The sequence below is a fragment of the Bacillus cereus group sp. TH152-1LC genome (assembly GCF_027710505.1).
Classification (GTDB): Bacteria; Bacillota; Bacilli; order Bacillales; family Bacillaceae_G; genus Bacillus_A; species Bacillus_A mobilis.
This window is the reverse complement of record NZ_JAQFNK010000010.1, coordinates 88962-106708: the sequence shown is the minus strand read 5'-3', so window position 1 is coordinate 106708 and position 17747 is coordinate 88962. Positions and strand designations below refer to the sequence as shown.

Sequence of the window (17747 nt, the reverse complement as noted above, 5' to 3'; positions counted from 1 at the left end):
TAAACTTTCTTTTTGTATATAATGAAACAAAATAGACTATTTTATTTTGAAAAAGAATACAAATTTACTATATACAAGCATACGTTAAAGGAGGCTATTTCATGTTATCTACACCAATCGGACGATTAAGAGCAATCGGCTTAATTGAGGGGATTTCTTTCCTATTACTATTATTTGTAGCAATGCCATTAAAATATTTCGCAGGATTTGCAACAGCTGTTAAAATTACAGGTATGGCTCATGGTGTTTTATTTATTCTATTCATCTTTGCGGTAATTCAAGTAACAATCGTACACCGCAAATCAATTGCATGGGCACTTGGGGCATTCGTTTCATCAATTATCCCATTCGGTACATTTGTACTAGATGCAAAATTAAAGAACGAACAACAATAATAAAAAGGTAGTTAACAACTGTTAACTACCTTTTCTATTTATAGATTTGGTATTTCCCAATCAATTTCTCTCTCGTCCATATTAGCTAAAATCGTATTTACTTTAGAGTATGGCTTACTACCAAAAAAACCACGTCTTGCTGATAGTGGGCTTGGATGTACAGATTCGATAATATGATGCTTCGTATTCGTAATTAACTTTTTCTTCGCCTGTGCATGACGTCCCCACAATATGAAAATAACTGGGTTTTCACGTTCATTTAATAGCTCAATTACACGATCCGTGAAATGCTCCCATCCTTTTCCTTTATGAGAATTCGCCTCACCTTGACGAACTGTTAATACCGTATTTAATAATAAAACTCCTTGTTCTGCCCACTTTACTAAATAACCGTTATTCGGGATTTCATAACCATATTCATCTCGGAGTTCTTTATACATATTTAACAATGACGGTGGCGTTTTAATGCCGGGTTGTACCGAAAAACTTAAACCATGCGCTTGATCCGGTCCGTGGTATGGATCTTGTCCTAAGATAACGACCTTTGTATTTGCATAACTTGTATACTCTATAGCGCTAAAAATATTTTCTAGTTTCGGATACACAACATGTGTACTGTACTCTTCTTTCAAAAAATCAACCAGCTTGTGATAATATTCTTTCTCAAATTCTGGTGCCAATAAAGAACCCCAATCATTTTTTAAAGCATTTTTCATACTTTCACTTCCCGTCCAATTAATTCACCATATCCTGCTTTGTAAATACTACAAACGAAATAATAAGGGACACAACGGCCCAAACAGTTAAATTCATTAAAGAAAACCCCATCGATAAACCTTGTAATGCAGGTAATTTTCCTGATAGATAATCTGTTAATGATAAATTCACACTAAAAATATATTTCGCACCTTCCCAAGATGTTGCGAATGAGCTCAAAATGCCACCTGCAATTAATGCGGCTAACATAACACCCATACCAGCTGGTGTATTTCTAATTAAAACAGAAACCATAAATGATATAGTTCCGACAACGATAGCAACAAACCAAGCTAATCCATACGCCATCAAAATATATTGCCACTGCGGAATAAGATGCACAAAATTCGTATTTAACGTTTCCTTATCGATAACAAAACCTGTTAAAACAGGTAAATTCCATCCTGAGTATCCAAATACAAGACCTGATAATACGTAAGCAAACAGACCGACAAGTAACAGTATGAGTGAAATGAAAAATAACATCGTCACGTACTTACTAAGGAGTATTTTCCAGCGCCGAATCGGCCGCGTAAGTAGCATCTTCATCGTTCCATCACTTCGTTCTCCTGAAACAATATCAATAGCAACAATCATTACAAGAAGCGGAATAAACAATGTAATTCCTTGCTCAATAAACGCCCTTACAAAAGTCGGTGCGCCTGGTGCCATCGGGTTAATATCGTGATCTAAATAATATTGTTGCTGCTCCACTCTTACCTTCAGCCAATCCCGCCATTCTTCTGGTAGTCTAGAATTGTTCAAGCGGTTTTGAGAATCAACAATTTGTTGTTGCAGCGAAACTTTCCAATCCGTTGTACCTAGCCTTTTTTGTGTCGTTTCTACTTCACGATACTGCGCATACACAAAAAGCGGGATTAAGATTGCTAAAATAAGCATGACAACAAAAATACGTTTCTTACGATAAATTTTCTCCGATTCATTTAAAACTAGATTCGCAAATTCACGCATGCTGCTCACCCCTTGTGAGTTCAATAAATAAATCTTCTAGCGTAAATACAAGCTCCTTAACACTATGTACATCTATCTCGTTTTCTACAAAATGTTTATTCCAATTACTTATAGATGCGACATCCATGCGGCATAGTAATCGATCATCTTCTATACTCACTTCTCTTACTTCCTCAGCATCTTCTAGCATATCTTTCGCCTTAGAAATCGGTGTAACAATCCATTCTACACGATCACTTGCTGTTTTAATTAACTCTTCAACCTTGGCAACTGTTATCATTTTTCCTTTATGAATAATAGCAACCCGATCGCATATCATTTGTACTTCGCTTAGCAAGTGACTTGAAATAAACACACTCATATTTTCTTCTTCCACAAGCTTATGTATAAATTCCCTAAGTTCTCTAATTCCAGCTGGATCTAAACCATTTGTTGGCTCATCTAATATGAGTAATTTAGGATTCCCAAGGAGCGCTTGCGCAATGCCAAGGCGCTGTTTCATACCAAGTGAGTACGTTTTTACTTTATCGTGAATCCTTTCATCCAAATGAACCATTTGAGCAATTTTAATAATACGTTCATCCGATATGCCACCTAACATACGGGCAAATTGTTTTAAATTTTCCCATCCCGTTAAATATGTATACAGTTCAGGGTTTTCAACGATACTCCCAATTTGACGCATCGCTTCTCTGAAATTTTCCTTAATAGAATAGCCGCCGATAGAAATTGTACCTTCTGTTTCTTTAATCAATCCAACTAACATTCGAATGGTAGTTGTTTTTCCGGCACCATTCGGTCCTAGGAAGCCAAACACTTCTCCTTGTTTTACATCGAAGGAAATATTCTCTACAATAGTCTTCTTCCCAATTACTTTCTTCACGTCTCGTACAGAAAGTATCGTCGTCATTTTACCCCTCCTTGTTCTAGCTTTAATTTACTCACAACATTTTGAACTAATCGGTCCGCCATATATGTATACCCTACTTCATTCGGATGAAAATGATCGGAGTATAATAAATCTTTCCCGCGGTTTTGGAATAAATCAAATGTCGGTGTAATATACACATTTTTATTATTTAGCGCTAATTTTTCTAGAGATGCATTCCAGTCTACAACAATATTTGATGATCCTTTTAAATCTGCTACATCTTCAAAAGGATTGTATAAACCAAGCCAAAAAATAGGACTATCTGTATTTAACTTACGAATTTCTTCTATAATTTTCTTCGCTTCATTTTGGAACGTTTCTGTATCAGGACGATATGTTTCTAAGTCTATCTTTCCAAGTGATTCCCATCCTGGAAATAAATCATTTCCTCCTATCGTTAAAACGATTACATCTGCTTGCTTAATTGAATATTGAGCGCCACTACTCTCCATTTGTTTTAATAAGTCAGGCATTTTTGCACCACTAACAGCTAAGTTAGTTAAAGCAATCTTTTGCTTATAATCTTTTTGTAAATCTTCTTTCATTCGTCCAATATAGCCAATTCCTTCTTTATCACCAACACCGCGTGTTAATGAATCACCTAAACTAACGATTTGTAACGTTCCCGTTTTCTTTTTCTCTTTTGCCACTACATCGGTCTTTTTAATTACATTTGAAGCTTTCGGATTTAACACATCATTTACACCTGAAACAAAGCCATATGCAAATAAACAGAAGGATGCAATTGTAATGAGTAGAATTACTTTTACTACTTTTGATCTCATATCAAAACCCCTTTTAGCCCTCATAGATTGTCCATAATTATACCAAACGCAATTTTGAAAAGCGATTTTCACACCTTATCTATTATGTTGTTTCCCTATGTACTAATTCTGGCAATAACTCTACGTGCTTTACATCTATTTTCTCATCATTAATCTTTTCATATAATAATTCGAATGCCTTCACACCAACATTTTTACTACAATACGAAATCGTCGTAATGCCTAAAATATCTGCCACATCTTGATCATCACAACCGATAATCGTAATATCTTCTGGAATACGAATGCCTTGTTTTTTCGCTTCCGTTACCATTCCCGCTGCAATATGGTTGCAAGATACAAGAAACGCTGTTGGTTTTACTGACATATGGGCCCATTCCCTAATTACATTACGCCCATCTTCCACCGTAAAACAGCCTTTAAACTTCCAGTCCTCTATCGGCGTTACAGCAATCGGTTGAAGCGAATCCTCATATGCTTGTTTTCTTCTCTGGCTATTAATACTATTACTTCTTCCAATGCAATACCCAATACTTGTATGGCCAGCATCTATTAAGCTCTTCATCCCGCGCGAAAACACCTTATAGTAATCAATATGCACACTCGAAATGAAATTCGAGTCTATTTCTTCGCACATAACAATCGGACCAAATTTCGTATATTCTTCAAGCTTTTCCTTACTATTCGCCCGGGAACATATAATAACCCCATCAAGCTTTTTCATTTTTAACATATTCAAAATTTCTAATTCTCTTTCCTCACTATAATTCGTCTGACAAAGCATCATATTATAATTATTTTTTGCTGTTTCCTTTGATATCCCTTCGATAATAGCGCTATAATATTGATCATTTACGTGTGGTAATAAAACGCCAATGACATTCGTTTTCCCTTTCACTAAATGAATTGCATTCACATTTTGCGTATAATTTAAATCTTCTATAATTGCTAAAATTTCTTTTCGCTTCTGTTCATTCACATATGGATGATTATTCAGTACACGTGAAACCGTTGAAACAGATACCCCAGCAAGTTCAGCAATCTTTCTTATATTCGTCATCTCATTTTCCCCTTCTCTGCAAAAATTCTCCCTTGACCTGGTAAGCTTTCCACAATATATCCTTTCCTAGCAAATACATTTTGAAAGGATATACAACTATGCTTCGATTCAAATTAGAATATATATTTTTCATTGGCGGTCTACTCACCCTCGCCATCGGTATTAATATGATGACGACAATTACTTCCTTTGGACTTAGCCCTTATGATTCCTTCTTTATTGCACTATATCAAAATTTCGGGATAAGTATCGGTTTTTGGATTTTCATGATTAATTTTGCTTTTACTCTTATCGTACTCTTTTGGAATAAAAAACAAATTACGATCGGTACAATTGTAACGATGGTTCTTATTTCCCTTTTTGTTGATTGGATCGGTTCCATTACAACTATTATGGATGCTATCCGTTCTCTTCCAAAATATATAACACTTATTTGCGGAAATCTATTCGTTGGAGCTGGGATTGGTCTTTACGTCTCTACAAACCTTTGTGCAGCACCTCAAGAAGCTTTCGTTTTAACGGTTGCTGAGAAAAAGAAATGGACATTTAGAAGAACAGAAATTTCATTAGCGTTTTTATTTTTAACGTTAAGCTTCCTATTAGATGGACCTATCTATTTTGGAACAATCATCTTATCTTTTACAACAGGCTGGATTATTCAAGCATTTATTCAAATTGGTACGCAAATTTTAAATAGAAAAAAACCTATTAAGCAGGCCGCTTAATAGGTTTTTTATTAGAGGAGATGCTACTTTGCATCTCCTTCAATTCGGTAATTTGCTTTCAAACAATCTATTTCTTCATACGATTGCAATGTATGTAGAATATAATCATAATCAGCAAGAGACGCACGATGCGTTACAATTACAATTTCAGCTTTTCCTTTCTCTTCAAGCGGCATTTGAATAATCTTTTCAAAACTAACACCACGCTCAGAGAATAACGAAGTAATTTTTGCAAATACACCAATTTCATCTTTTACATGAAGTCTTAAAAATTTCTTCACAACAATTTCGTCTGGCTCTTTTAATACCTTTTTATACTGCGGGGATACCGCACTATTTCCGTTTACACCTAATCGAATATTTTGCATGACAGCTACTAAATCTGAAACAACAGCTGTTGCTGTCGGTAAGCTTCCTGCACCTGGTCCATAAAACATCGTTTCTCCAACCGCTTCACCATACACATATACAGCATTATATTCGTTTTGTACGGCCGCAAGGGGATGTGTATTTGGAAGTAGCGTTGGTTCAACTGTAACTTCTAATTTTTCACCATCTCGCTTCGCAAGACCGATTAATTTAATCGTGTAGCCTAAACTTTTACTGTATTCAATATCTTCTTCTGTAATAGAAGTAATTCCTTTTACCTTCACATCTCCAAGCTCTACATTTGTAGAGAAACCAAGGGTAGCCAAAATCGTCATTTTTCTTGCTGCATCTAAACCTTCCACATCTGATGTTGGATCTGCTTCTGCAAATCCAAGTTGTTGGGCTTCTTTTAACACGTCGTTATATGCTCTCCCTTCATCTGACATTTTCGTCAAAATAAAATTTGTCGTTCCATTTACAATTCCCATTACTTTCGTAATAAGATCTGAAGAAAGTCCTTCTACGATACTTCGTAAAATCGGGATTCCTCCAGCTACACTTGCTTCATAAAACAAGTCTGCTTTATTATCTTTTGCTACCGCTAAGAGTTCCGCCCCATGTAACGCCATTAAATCTTTATTGGCAGTTACAACATGCTTCCCGCTTTGTAAGGCTTGCAAAATATATGCTTTTGCATCATCAATGCCACCCATCACTTCGATGACAACGTCAATATTTGGATTATCTAAAATTTCATTTGCATCTTGTGTTAATAGAGTAGAAGGTACCTCTACTTCTCTCTCTTTTTCAATATTTTGTACTAGTACTTTCGTTACTTTTACAGGACAACCTACTTGGTGTATGAGTCTCTCTTGATGATCTGTAATAATACGAACTACACCGCTACCAACTGTCCCAAGGCCTAATAAGCCCACTTGAATTTCCTTCATAATACTGTCCACCCCTCAAAAATTGTGTTTAGATGAAATTATATGAGTAAAAAATCTGAAAAACAATGTTTTTTGAACATTCGGAAAAATATAAGTTAATCTTTACAAAGAAAACGTTGCCACGTGTTACACAATCTTTTTTTTATAATACATAAGGGGTTTCTTGATACACGTAATAATTCAGCCAATTAGAGAATAATAGATTCCCATGGCTTCTCCACCTCACAAGCGGTTTCTCGTTTGGATTATTATGCTTAAAATAATTTTCCGGCACATCAATATTCAACCCTTTTTGGCAGTCCCGTTCGTATTCTTGCTTTAACGTATCACAACTATATTCACTATGCCCGAGCGCAAATACTTGCCTTCCTTCTTGCCCAATAACAAGGTGAACACCCGCTTCCTCAGAGTTTGCTAATAATGTTAATTCTTTCACCTCTCTAATATCACTCTCTCTTACTTCTGTATGACGAGAATGCGGGGCAAAAAACAATTCATCAAACCCTTGTAACAATTTCACGTGTTGCTCACGGACTTCATGTTCAAATACACCGAACATTTTTTCCTTAAGAGGATACTTTGGAACACCATAATGATGATACAAACCAGCCTGCGCCCCCCAGCAAATATGAAGCGTAGATGTTACATTCTTTTTTGAATACTCCATAATACGTTTAAGCTCTTCCCAATAATCTACCTCTTCGAAAGAAAGAGTTTCAACTGGTGCTCCTGTAATAATCAGCCCATCAAATTTCTCATTCTCAATATCACGGAATGTTTTATAGAAACTCGTTAAATGTTCCTTTGCTACATTACGGGACAAATGTGATTCCATATGAAGTAAATGAACATCTAATTGCAACGGCGTGTTGCCAATTAAACGAAGTAATTGCGCTTCTGTGTCTTGCTTTGTAGGCATTAAATTTAATATAGCAATTTTCAATGCCCGGATATCTTGTGTTTCTGCTCGCTCCTTCGTCATTACAAAAATATTTTCCTCCTGCAACACTTTGCGAGCTGGTAAATCTTTATCAATTATGATCGGCATGTTCTTTGCCTCCGACTAGCGCTGCTTCTAAATCAGCAATAATATCAGAAACATCTTCTATACCAACCGATAAACGAATTAAATCTGATGTAACGCCAGCTAAACGCTGATCTTCAGCACTTAATTGTCTATGCGTCGTGCTAGCAGGATGTATAACGCAAGTTCGCGCATCTGCTACATGCGTTACGAGAGTTGCTAGTTTTACATTTGCGATAAATTCTTTCGCAGCTTCTAATCCTCCCTTAATGCCGAATGTTAAAACACCACTAGCACCTTTTTTCAAATACGTTTGTGCTAACGAGTAATTTTCATTACTATCTAGTCCCGGATAATTCACCCATTCAATACGTTCATGATTAGCAAGCCACTTAGCAACTGCGAGAGCATTTTCACTGTGACGCTCCATTCGTAAATGCAGCGTTTCTAAGCCGATATTACTAATATACGCATTGAATGGGCTCATACAGTTTCCGTAGTCTCTTAATAATTGAACACGTGCCTTCACAATATAGGCTGCTGCACCAAAATTTTGAACATAACTTACGCCATGATAACTTGGATCCGGTTCAACAAGTTCAGGATATTTCCCATTTGTCCAATCAAAGTTCCCTCCGTCAATGACAATACCGCCTAAAGAACTTGCATGACCATCAATATATTTCGTCGTAGAATGAACGATAATATTTGCTCCGTGCTCAAATGCTTGGCATAAATAAGGAGTTGCTAATGTATTATCCACGATAAAAGGTACTTCCAACTCTTTCGCTGCATCTGAAAACTCTTTGAAATTTAAAACGTTCATCGCTGGATTTCCTAGCGATTCTGCATAAACCAGTTTCGTCTTATCATTAGCAAGGGCCACAATTTCATCAGCAGTTAAATTTGGATTAAAGAACGTAACATCAATACCAAGCTTACGCAAACTCACTCCAAATAAATTAAACGTCCCGCCATACACTGTGGAAGAACAAAGCAGGTGGTCTCCGCTACTACAAATATTTAAAACAGCAAGCATAATAGCAGCCTGCCCAGAAGCCGTTGCAACAGCCCCTACACCACCCTCTAAATCCGCTAATTTTTGCTCAAATGCAGCTAAAGTAGGATTTCCAATACGCGTATATATATATCCTTCTGCCTCTAAATTAAATAGTGCTGCTAAATCGTCCGAAGTATCGTATTTATACGTTGTACTTTGATAAAGTGGCAAAACACGCGGTTCGCCATTCTTTGGTGTATAGCCACCTTGCACACAAATTGTTCCTTTTCCCCATGATTCTCCCATCTCTCATTCTCCTTTCTTTTATACAAAATAAAAAAACTGCTCCTTTCCTGAAAACAAGAAAGGAGCAGTTTGAAAACACGCTCTAAAGGCTCTTTCTTATCTCTCAGGATTTATTACCTGCAGGATTTGGCACAATTCCGTTATACGGCTGTTGCCAAGGTTTCATCGGGCCTGTCCCTCCACCTTTTCTTGATAAGACTATGCAATTACCGTTGATTTTATAGCAATAATTTCCTAATGTCAATCACTTTTTCTGAATGTTCTAAATTAACTACGAAGAATTTGACATACATAACAAAAGAAATATATTCCATATTCATTTGAAAAAGACCTTTTAAAACCCACGATTACTATATAGAATTAAGTAAGTAGTTTAACTGTATACATTTCAAATTCTCACGAGACCTCAATATATTGAATAAGCAAACCTCTCAAAAAGATACTATACATATTCATTTCACAGTAGCATATTGAATCCTTTCGACATTAAAGCTTACATAACGGAGGTATAACATGACAAATACAAAGGATATGCACTATATACTCGTCCTATACGGCATTCTTTTAGGCTCTATAGTAGGAGCAACAGTCTGGCTATTTTTAGTTACAATAAATATCGGCATTCACTTTATTTGGGGATACTTACCTACTATTTTCTCTGCTCCTCCGTATTACACTATTTGTGTAACAACTATCGGTGGTATTCTCGTCGGCTTAACTCAAAAATACTTCGGCACATATCCACGTCTTATGCCGGAAGTGATGGGTGAATATAAAAAAACAGGTAGAATTGAATACCGTTTCGTACATAAATCTACTTTAACTGCGATTATCGTTTTAATATTTGGAGCTAGCTTAGGTCCCGAAGCAGCACTTGTTGGCATTATCGGTGGACTTTGTACATGGATAGGAGATCGCTTTACATTCGCATTAAAAGGAATGAATGAACTAACAGAGGTTGGAATTGGTGCTACTTTAAGTGTAATTTTTAACGCACCATTATTCGGTTATTTAGCTCCAAATGAAAATGAAGGTGAGCGAATTAACGAATTTTCTAAAGGAAAAAAAGCAATTGTATATTTAGCTACCACTTTCTCTGGTTTTTCCGTTTATTTATTACTTAGTAAATTCGATAATCGTGGATCCTTTATCGTTGATTTTGGAGAAGGTTCCCTATCTCTTAATGAATGGATTGCCTTTCTACCACTTGCTAGTATCGGTGCTATAGTTGGCTTCTTTTATTTCAAATTAGAATTCACATTAGAGAAATTAATCCATCCCTTAAAAGAATACAAACTATCACTTGGAATTATCGGTGGTATTTTATTAGGAATTACAGGAACTTTTCTCCCGTACACGTTATTCTCAGGAGAACATCAATTAAAAGATTTAGTCATTGAATGGAGCCATTTATCATTCTGGGTACTACTTCTTTCAGGGGTTTTAAAATTATGTATTACTGCCGTTTGTTTAAATACAGGTTGGCGCGGTGGACACATTTTCCCCATTATATTTGCGGGATCTAGTATCGGATATGCTATAGCATCCATTATCCCTATAGATCCAATTGCTTCGGTAGCCATCGTCACGACAGCAATTTCAAGTTATGCATTAAGAAAACCAATTGCAATAACATTACTATTGCTCATGTTTTTCCCGCTCAATTTACTACTACCGATGCTTGGAGCGGCAGCGATTGGTAATGCATTTCCACTTCCTAAAAACAACAACGCTACAAGCGAATAAAAGTAGGCAGTAGGGACAAAAGTTCCACTGCCTATTTTTATTACACACGTTGCTTCAATAGTGCGTATAACTCTTCAAAATTTTGCACTTCATATGTTGGCACAATCTCGCTATCATTTGATTTCTTTTCTCGATTAAACCAACAAGTATCAATTCCCGCTACATATCCGCCTTTCATATCAGCACTTAACGAATCCCCAATAATGAGCCCCTTTTCTGGAGCAAAATTAGGAATTCGTTCAAAAACATAATCAAAATACTCTTTCATCGGCTTTTGGAATCCTGTATCCTCAGAAACAAAAATATCTTGAAACAAGGCATGTAATCCTGCATTACGTAAACGTTTATCTTGCGTCTGAGAAATACCGTTTGTCACAATATATAAATCGTAATCACTCTGAATTTGACTTATAAATTCAAACGCGCCTTGCATGAGCTGATTTCCTTCTTCTAAGTAGCTACGATAATTATTTTCGAATAATATCCCATCTACCTCTTCCCCATATTCTTTCAACAAAATCGAAAATCGTGTATTTAAGACTTCATCTCGATTTATTTCCCCTTCTTCAAAAGCCTCCCAAAGGCGTTTATTAATTTTTTTATACTGCGCTTCAACCTCTCTAGTTAGATTAATCCCTCTCTCTTCAAACAGCATACGTAACGCCACTTTTTCCGCCTTTTGAAAATCTAACAATGTATCATCTACATCGAATAACAATGTTTTATATTTTTTCATAAGCCCTTCACACCCTCTTTTCTACAAAAATAAATTTACGTAAATCGTATCATTCCTTCTTGTAAACATAATAGGAGATATCTCATACTAAACAGGAGGTGAAAACATGAAAGTTAGCAAAAATAGCGAAGAAATCTCTCATTACATGCAAACTTCCAACTTCCATACCCTTTTTTCTTTTAATGTCTTACCATATGCTGAACTACACTCCTTTCAAAAGAAAGAAAGGATATGTAATGAAGGCGTTGATGTTCCTTATCTTTATTACTTAATTTCCGGGAAAGCAAAAATATATATGAGTCACAAAAACGGGAGGGTCTCCTTAATTAACTTTATTCAAGAACCTTCGTTCATTGGGGAATTAGGGTTAATCGGCGTCGAATCCGTTACGAAAACGGTGGAAGTGATTGAAGATTGTATGTGCTTGGCGCTCCCTCTTAAAGAATGTCAGCATCTTTTATTGCAAGATCCTATCTTTCTACAGAAACTATGTAAATTTATCGGCGAAAAAACAATTACCCGAACAGAAAGTTACGCAAAAAATAATAGTTATCCGTTCGAAAATCGGTTAGCGGCATTTATTCTATTAACAGAACAAAATAACAGTTATACAGAGAAACATACCGAAGCTTCGGAATACTTAAATGTCAGCTACCGTCATCTTTTATATGTATTAAACCAGTTTTGCCAACAAAATTACTTACAAAAAGACGGAAGGACCTATTACATACAAGATCGAATTCAATTAGAAACACTAGCTGATGAACTTAAAATATAAAAAAGCAGCATTAACGTTTATATGTTAATGCTACTTTTTTCGAGTGACGATTCTATTTTCAATTAAAATTTGCTTGCTACTTTAGCTGCTTCTTCAAGACCCGCTGTAATGATCTCTTCTGCTTTATCAGGGAATTGATTATGTCCTTCAATAACTACTGTTTCCATATTTGTTGCACCGAAGAAGCCCATCATGCTTGCTACATATTTAACAGCCATTTCTACTTCAGCTGCCGGACCTTCAGAATATACGCCACCGCGCGCGTTTAATAATGCAATCTTCTTATCTCCAATTAGACCAACTGGACCTTCTGGCGTATATTTAAACGTTTTTCCAGCTCGGTTTAAATAATCAATATATGTGTGCAATACTGCTGGGATTGTTAAGTTCCATAATGGGAAACCGAAAACGACTTTATCAGCTTCTAAAAATTGATTTAAATACTTATCAGCAACTGCTACTGCTTTTGCTTCCTCTTCCGTTAAATCAAATCCTTTACCTGCTTTGAATGTACCATTAATCATATCTACACCTACATATGGTAATTCTTCTTTATATAAATCAAGTTCTACTACTGTATCATTTGGATGTGCTTCTTTATAGTTTGCTAAAAATGCCTCGTATAATTTCACACTAACTGCCTGTTCCGCTGGGCGGTTGTTTGCTTTTACAAATAAAACTGTTTCCATTATTTTTCCTCCTAGTACTCACTCTTCTGTTGTTATATGCTTTCAAAAAAGGTATCCCTTGTAATTGTTGTTTTGTTGCTTACAAACATATTTTATCTTTATATCAAGACAATTTCGTCCTCACATAGACGTATTTTTCCATAAAAAAAGTCCACCTTCTAAAGGCGAACTAGGTCTTACGACTTTTGTCTTATACAATTCCATTTTTCACTGCATATAATGCCGCTTGCGTGCGATCAGATAAATTCAACTTACTCAAAATACTACTTACATGAGCTTTTACCGTTTTTTCTGTAATAACTAAAACAGATGCGATCTCTTTATTACTCATCCCTTTCGCTAATAGCTGCAACACTTCATTCTCTCTCGCTGTTAGCACATCCACTTGAATAGAAGGTTCTTCCTCCTTTTCTTCTACAGGTAATGTTTGAGAAAGAAGAGCATTTGCTATATCAGGATGTAATTGAATATTACCTTTATATGCGCTTCGAATCGCTTCAACAAGTTGATCCGGTTCTACATCTTTTAAAATATAACCGCTTGCTCCTGCCCTTAATGCTGGTAAAACATGTGCCTGATCAGAAAAGCTAGTTAATACAATTACTTTCACATCCGGATATTCTTTTTTAATACACCCTGTCGCCTCAACACCATCCATTTCAGGCATATATAAATCCATTAGTACAACATCAGGATTAGTCTCTCCTACTTTCACTAATGCCTCTTTCCCATTACTTGCTTCTCCAACTAGCTCTAAATCTTCTTGTGTACTTAAGAAAAATGCTAATCCTTTTAAAACAACTGTATGATCATCAACTAACAATACTTTTATTTTCACGAACTTCCCTCATTTTCACATCATAATGGTACGTTTATTTTTACACTTGTTTTTTTCTTATCACTTACAATTTTAATTGTTCCACCAACTAATTCTACTCTTTCGCGCATCGTAGTCATGCCAAGTGATTTCTTCTCTTTTATATCCTTTTCTACAAAGCCGCTTCCTTGATCGACTATTTCTAATGATACAGTCTTCTCCGTCACTTTGAAATAAATCGTCGCTTCTCTAACATTCGCATGTTTACTTACGTTATTTAAAGCTTCTTGTCCAATTCTCCATAGCGCTTCCTCTACTACGCGCGGCAAATCACGAACACCTGTAACTTGTTCCCGAATTTTCAATCCCAAACTTTCACCATATTGTTTTAAAGCTGGTAATAGTCCTTTCTCTAATCCTGCTGGACGTAGTTGCCAAATTAACGTCCTCATTTCTTTCAAGGCACCTTGCGATAACTCACGTATCTCATGCAAAGACTGATCTACCTTTTCATTTTTTCCTTTTAAGACAGCTTCAGCGCCTTTCGTCATGAAAGTTAATGAAAACAACTTTTGTGAAACAGAATCATGCAAATCTCTAGCTAAGCGATTGCGTTCTTCCATTCGTACAAGTTCTCGGCGTTTTTCATTTAACCTTAAGTTCTCTATCATTAACGATATATGATTCGCTAACGCTTGTACTACATCGATCGTATTTATATCAAATTCTCCATTATTCGAACTTACACTTAATACGCCAAATATATGATCTTGAATGTGTATGGGAATGGCAATAACTGCACGATTAGGATGTACGATATTCCCAACCTGACTCTTTAACAAAACAGGTTCTTCTTTTTTCAGCGCTTCCTGTGCCGCTGACTTCAAATTCTCTTGCAACTCATCTATCTTATACGAAGCTCTTACAGCAAGTTCATTTTCTTCTCTACTAAAGAATACAACTTGCTCCCATAGAAATAACTTCCCTATTTGTTTTACAATCTCCTCAGGCAATGCATTAAATTTATGAATCGTCCTTAAAGCTTGAATAAAACGTTCTAACTTTACATAATAATGAGCCCTTCTCTTTTCATTCTCATACAATTTTGTACGTTTTAATGCTGTTCCAATTTGGAACGCAACTGATTGTAATAGCACTAATTCTTCTTCAGAAAAATGCGTTTTACCCGGGCTAGCGACATTTAATACGCCAAATTCATCTTCCCCAGCTTTTAACGGCACTGTCGCATGATGCACGATTCCTTCTGTATCTCCCCAGTTATATTCAATCGCATTATTAATTCTCTTACATTCAATAATATTAACGGCTCTCTCTAGTTTCCCTTCCACAAATCGGTGTAAACACCAACAATTCCCCTCACACATCGGTCGTTTATTTTCAAATCTCAATCCCTCTGGCAATTGATAATCAATTAATTTCGTATATCTACCATTTTCATCCGCAAGAAATATCCATCCTGTCGTTAAACCCGTTACATTCAATAGTTTTTCCAATACAGCTTGCAGCACATGATATGTATCATTTGAAGTGTTCAACGTCTCTGCAATCTCTTTTAATATAACTAATTCATTGGTACGATTTTCTTGAAACATAACTCGTCTCCTACATACAATATTTTCAATAGCTCCTAAAATAAATCATCTATTTTTCACTTTGTACTTATTCGTAACATTGATATAATGGTGAAAACATAGTTTTCATTATATCACTTGAGGGGGCTTTCATAATGACATTAAATAAAGCACTTACTATCGCTGGTTCTGATACAAGTGGCGGTGCAGGTATACAAGCAGATTTAAAAACATTCCAAGAACTTGGTGTATACGGAATGACATCTCTTACGACAATCGTAACGATGGATCCACATAACGGTTGGGCGCATAACGTATTCCCAATCCCGGCTTCTACATTAAAACCACAATTAGAAACAACAATTGAAGGTGTTGGCGTAGATGCTTTAAAAACAGGTATGCTAGGATCAGTAGAAATTATTGAAATGGTTGCAGAAACAATCGAAAAACATAATTTTAAAAATGTAGTAGTTGATCCTGTTATGGTATGTAAAGGTGCTGATGAAGCATTACATCCTGAAACGAATGATTGCTTACGTGACGTTCTTGTTCCAAAGGCATTAGTTGTAACACCAAACTTATTTGAAGCTTACCAATTAAGTGGCGTAAAGATTAATTCTCTTGAAGACATGAAAGAAGCAGCGAAAAAAATCCACGCTTTAGGCGCGAAATACGTCCTAATTAAAGGCGGTAGCAAGCTTGGTACAGAAACTGCAATCGACGTCCTATATGATGGAGAAACATTCGATCTTTTAGAATCAGAAAAAATCGATACAACAAATACACACGGCGCAGGTTGTACATATTCTGCTGCAATTACAGCAGAACTTGCAAAAGGAAAACCTGTGAAAGAAGCAGTAAAAACTGCGAAAGAGTTTATTACAGCTGCTATCCGTTATTCATTCAAGATCAACGAATACGTAGGTCCAACACATCACGGTGCATATCGTAAATTCGTTGCATCAAAAGAACTTGTCTAATCTATAAACAAAAAAACCCACAGAGTTTATATATTCCCTCTCTGTGGGTTTTTTTATAAGATCTTCTGGTCATCTTATCTTTAAGATGCAGAACTAACTTGATTTCTACCATTTCTTTTGGAGTAATATAATGCATCATCAGCAGCTTGAATAAATTGCTCTGGTGATTCTTCATACACTGAAATACCTACTGAAACTGTAATTTTTATTTTTGTCCCATTTAACAATTGAAATGGATGATTTTCAACAACTGTGCGAACTTGTTCTCCCATACGCATTCCATAAGCTAATCCCTTCTTTGGTATCAAAAGTGCAAACTCCTCTCCACCCTTTCGAAAAGCCAAATCTGGAAATGATGAAATTTCTCTTAAAATACATCCAATTTGCTTTAACACTTCGTCTCCTGCAGGATGCCCATACGTATCATTTACACACTTAAAGTGATCAATATCTATAAGTAGTAAACAAAGTGAATCATTTTTCATACGCTTATTACTAATATGACGATTCATTTCTAAATCAAACTGTCTTACGTTTCCTAAACCTGTCAATGCATCTATCGTTGCATATTGCTTCATCGTTTGAAATAATTCATTGGATTGCAATACATAATTTGCGCTTATAAATGTGATATATGCTGCAACAACACTACAAACTACATATAGTGCTACTATAGACATATCCTTAAATAAAATAGAAAGTGGCACTACTAAAATAAATAAACTATATACATTAAACCAAATCCACCTTGTCAATGTAGAAGCTTTCATCCGCCAAATAAAAACAACTCCAACACCTATTAATACAATACTATAACAAGCCAATTCAGAGGCTAAAGAGTACTCAGTAAAAAATAATCGGGTAATTAAAATAATAGTAACTGTTATACTACTAGCTATCGGACCTCCGATGATAATTGCTAAAATAACAGCTAAATAACGTAGATCCAACATAATATCCTCAATATGTACACCAAAATGCATCAATAGTACACTTAATATTCCAGTAAGCATACCTACTACACACTTCTGCCAAAGAGAAAACTCTTCTTTTAACGGCCTATCTCTTAAAATCTGACCTCCAACAAAAATAAAGGAAAGAATAATTGTTGTGTTTACAAATAAGTCCCTTAACAT

General features: G+C 35.8%; 18 protein-coding genes and 1 riboswitch. Of the genes, 5 read left to right on the top strand and 13 right to left on the bottom strand.

Going from position 1 to position 17747, the window contains the following annotated elements:
* Positions 1–101: 101 nt before the first annotated feature.
* A complete protein-coding gene (locus PDL00_RS21135; protein ID WP_061680068.1) occupies positions 102–395 on the top strand; it encodes a DUF3817 domain-containing protein in 294 nt (97 codons plus the stop codon).
* 38 nt (positions 396–433) lie between these two features.
* Here the strand turns inward: PDL00_RS21135 and PDL00_RS21130 are convergent, their stop codons facing one another.
* From PDL00_RS21130 to PDL00_RS21110, 5 genes are read right to left on the bottom strand one after another with little or no spacing between them, the layout of a single operon-like run.
* Complete coding sequence (locus PDL00_RS21130) at positions 434–1111, bottom strand: uracil-DNA glycosylase (RefSeq protein ID WP_242254424.1); 678 nt, start codon at positions 1109–1111, stop codon at positions 434–436.
* Positions 1112–1130: 19 nt separating this feature from the next.
* Positions 1131–2123 (bottom strand): ABC transporter permease subunit, encoded by a 993-nt coding sequence (locus PDL00_RS21125; RefSeq protein WP_001206503.1) that lies wholly within the window; start codon positions 2121–2123, stop codon positions 1131–1133.
* Positions 2116–3033, bottom strand: coding sequence for an ABC transporter ATP-binding protein (locus PDL00_RS21120; protein ID WP_270731016.1), 918 nt, complete (start codon positions 3031–3033; stop codon positions 2116–2118). Before PDL00_RS21120 ends, PDL00_RS21125 begins: the two co-directional genes overlap by 8 nt.
* Complete coding sequence (locus PDL00_RS21115; protein WP_270731014.1) at positions 3030–3911, bottom strand: SGNH/GDSL hydrolase family protein; 882 nt, start codon at positions 3909–3911, stop codon at positions 3030–3032. Before PDL00_RS21115 ends, PDL00_RS21120 begins: the two co-directional genes overlap by 4 nt.
* A gap of 10 nt (positions 3912–3921) precedes the next feature.
* Complete coding sequence (locus tag PDL00_RS21110; protein WP_242254418.1) at positions 3922–4899, bottom strand: LacI family DNA-binding transcriptional regulator; 978 nt, start codon at positions 4897–4899, stop codon at positions 3922–3924.
* Between the two features lie 98 nt (positions 4900–4997).
* On the opposite strand from PDL00_RS21110, the gene PDL00_RS21105 reads away from it, so the two are divergent.
* Positions 4998–5624, top strand: coding sequence for a YczE/YyaS/YitT family protein (locus tag PDL00_RS21105; protein ID WP_048566734.1), 627 nt, complete (start codon positions 4998–5000; stop codon positions 5622–5624).
* A gap of 23 nt (positions 5625–5647) precedes the next feature.
* Here PDL00_RS21105 and PDL00_RS21100 read toward each other — a convergent pair whose 3' ends face one another.
* From PDL00_RS21100 to PDL00_RS21090, 3 genes are all read right to left on the bottom strand, one after another.
* A complete protein-coding gene (locus PDL00_RS21100) occupies positions 5648–6943 on the bottom strand; it encodes a homoserine dehydrogenase (RefSeq protein WP_242254416.1) in 1296 nt (431 codons plus the stop codon).
* A 142-nt stretch (positions 6944–7085) separates the two neighbouring features.
* A complete protein-coding gene (gene metA / locus PDL00_RS21095) occupies positions 7086–7991 on the bottom strand; it encodes a homoserine O-acetyltransferase MetA (RefSeq protein WP_270731011.1) in 906 nt (301 codons plus the stop codon).
* Positions 7975–9273, bottom strand: coding sequence for a bifunctional O-acetylhomoserine aminocarboxypropyltransferase/cysteine synthase (locus tag PDL00_RS21090; protein WP_016085402.1), 1299 nt, complete (start codon positions 9271–9273; stop codon positions 7975–7977). The genes metA and PDL00_RS21090 overlap by 17 nt, the downstream gene beginning before the upstream one ends.
* Positions 9274–9366: 93 nt before the next feature.
* Positions 9367–9472: riboswitch (SAM riboswitch) on the bottom strand.
* A gap of 314 nt (positions 9473–9786) precedes the next feature.
* Here PDL00_RS21090 and PDL00_RS21085 point away from each other — a divergent pair.
* Positions 9787–11019 (top strand): chloride channel protein, encoded by a 1233-nt coding sequence (locus tag PDL00_RS21085; protein WP_242254412.1) that lies wholly within the window; start codon positions 9787–9789, stop codon positions 11017–11019.
* Between the two features lie 40 nt (positions 11020–11059).
* Here the strand turns inward: PDL00_RS21085 and PDL00_RS21080 are convergent, their stop codons facing one another.
* Positions 11060–11755 carry a YjjG family noncanonical pyrimidine nucleotidase gene (locus PDL00_RS21080; RefSeq protein ID WP_242254410.1) on the bottom strand — a complete coding sequence of 232 codons (696 nt, stop codon included), beginning with the start codon at positions 11753–11755 and terminating at the stop codon, positions 11060–11062.
* Between the two features lie 106 nt (positions 11756–11861).
* Between PDL00_RS21080 and PDL00_RS21075 the strand changes: the two genes are divergently transcribed.
* Complete coding sequence (locus tag PDL00_RS21075) at positions 11862–12533, top strand: transcriptional regulator YeiL (protein ID WP_242254408.1); 672 nt, start codon at positions 11862–11864, stop codon at positions 12531–12533.
* Positions 12534–12595: 62 nt separating this feature from the next.
* Here the strand turns inward: PDL00_RS21075 and PDL00_RS21070 are convergent, their stop codons facing one another.
* The 3 genes from PDL00_RS21070 to PDL00_RS21060 form a co-directional block, all read right to left on the bottom strand.
* On the bottom strand, positions 12596–13222 hold the full coding sequence (locus tag PDL00_RS21070) for an FMN-dependent NADH-azoreductase (protein ID WP_063262381.1): 627 nt from the start codon (positions 13220–13222) through the stop codon (positions 12596–12598).
* Between the two features lie 190 nt (positions 13223–13412).
* On the bottom strand, positions 13413–14060 hold the full coding sequence (locus tag PDL00_RS21065; protein WP_242254407.1) for a response regulator: 648 nt from the start codon (positions 14058–14060) through the stop codon (positions 13413–13415).
* Between the two features lie 20 nt (positions 14061–14080).
* The gene (locus tag PDL00_RS21060; protein ID WP_242254405.1) at positions 14081–15652 is read right to left on the bottom strand and encodes a GAF domain-containing sensor histidine kinase; all 1572 of its coding nucleotides are present in this window, start codon (positions 15650–15652) and stop codon (positions 14081–14083) included.
* Between the two features lie 134 nt (positions 15653–15786).
* On the opposite strand from PDL00_RS21060, the gene pdxK reads away from it, so the two are divergent.
* On the top strand, positions 15787–16611 hold the full coding sequence (gene pdxK, locus PDL00_RS21055) for a pyridoxine/pyridoxal/pyridoxamine kinase (protein ID WP_000174251.1): 825 nt from the start codon (positions 15787–15789) through the stop codon (positions 16609–16611).
* Between the two features lie 80 nt (positions 16612–16691).
* Here the strand turns inward: pdxK and PDL00_RS21050 are convergent, their stop codons facing one another.
* Entirely contained in the window at positions 16692–17747 is a 1056-nt protein-coding gene (locus PDL00_RS21050; protein WP_242254403.1) for a GGDEF domain-containing protein, read from the bottom strand.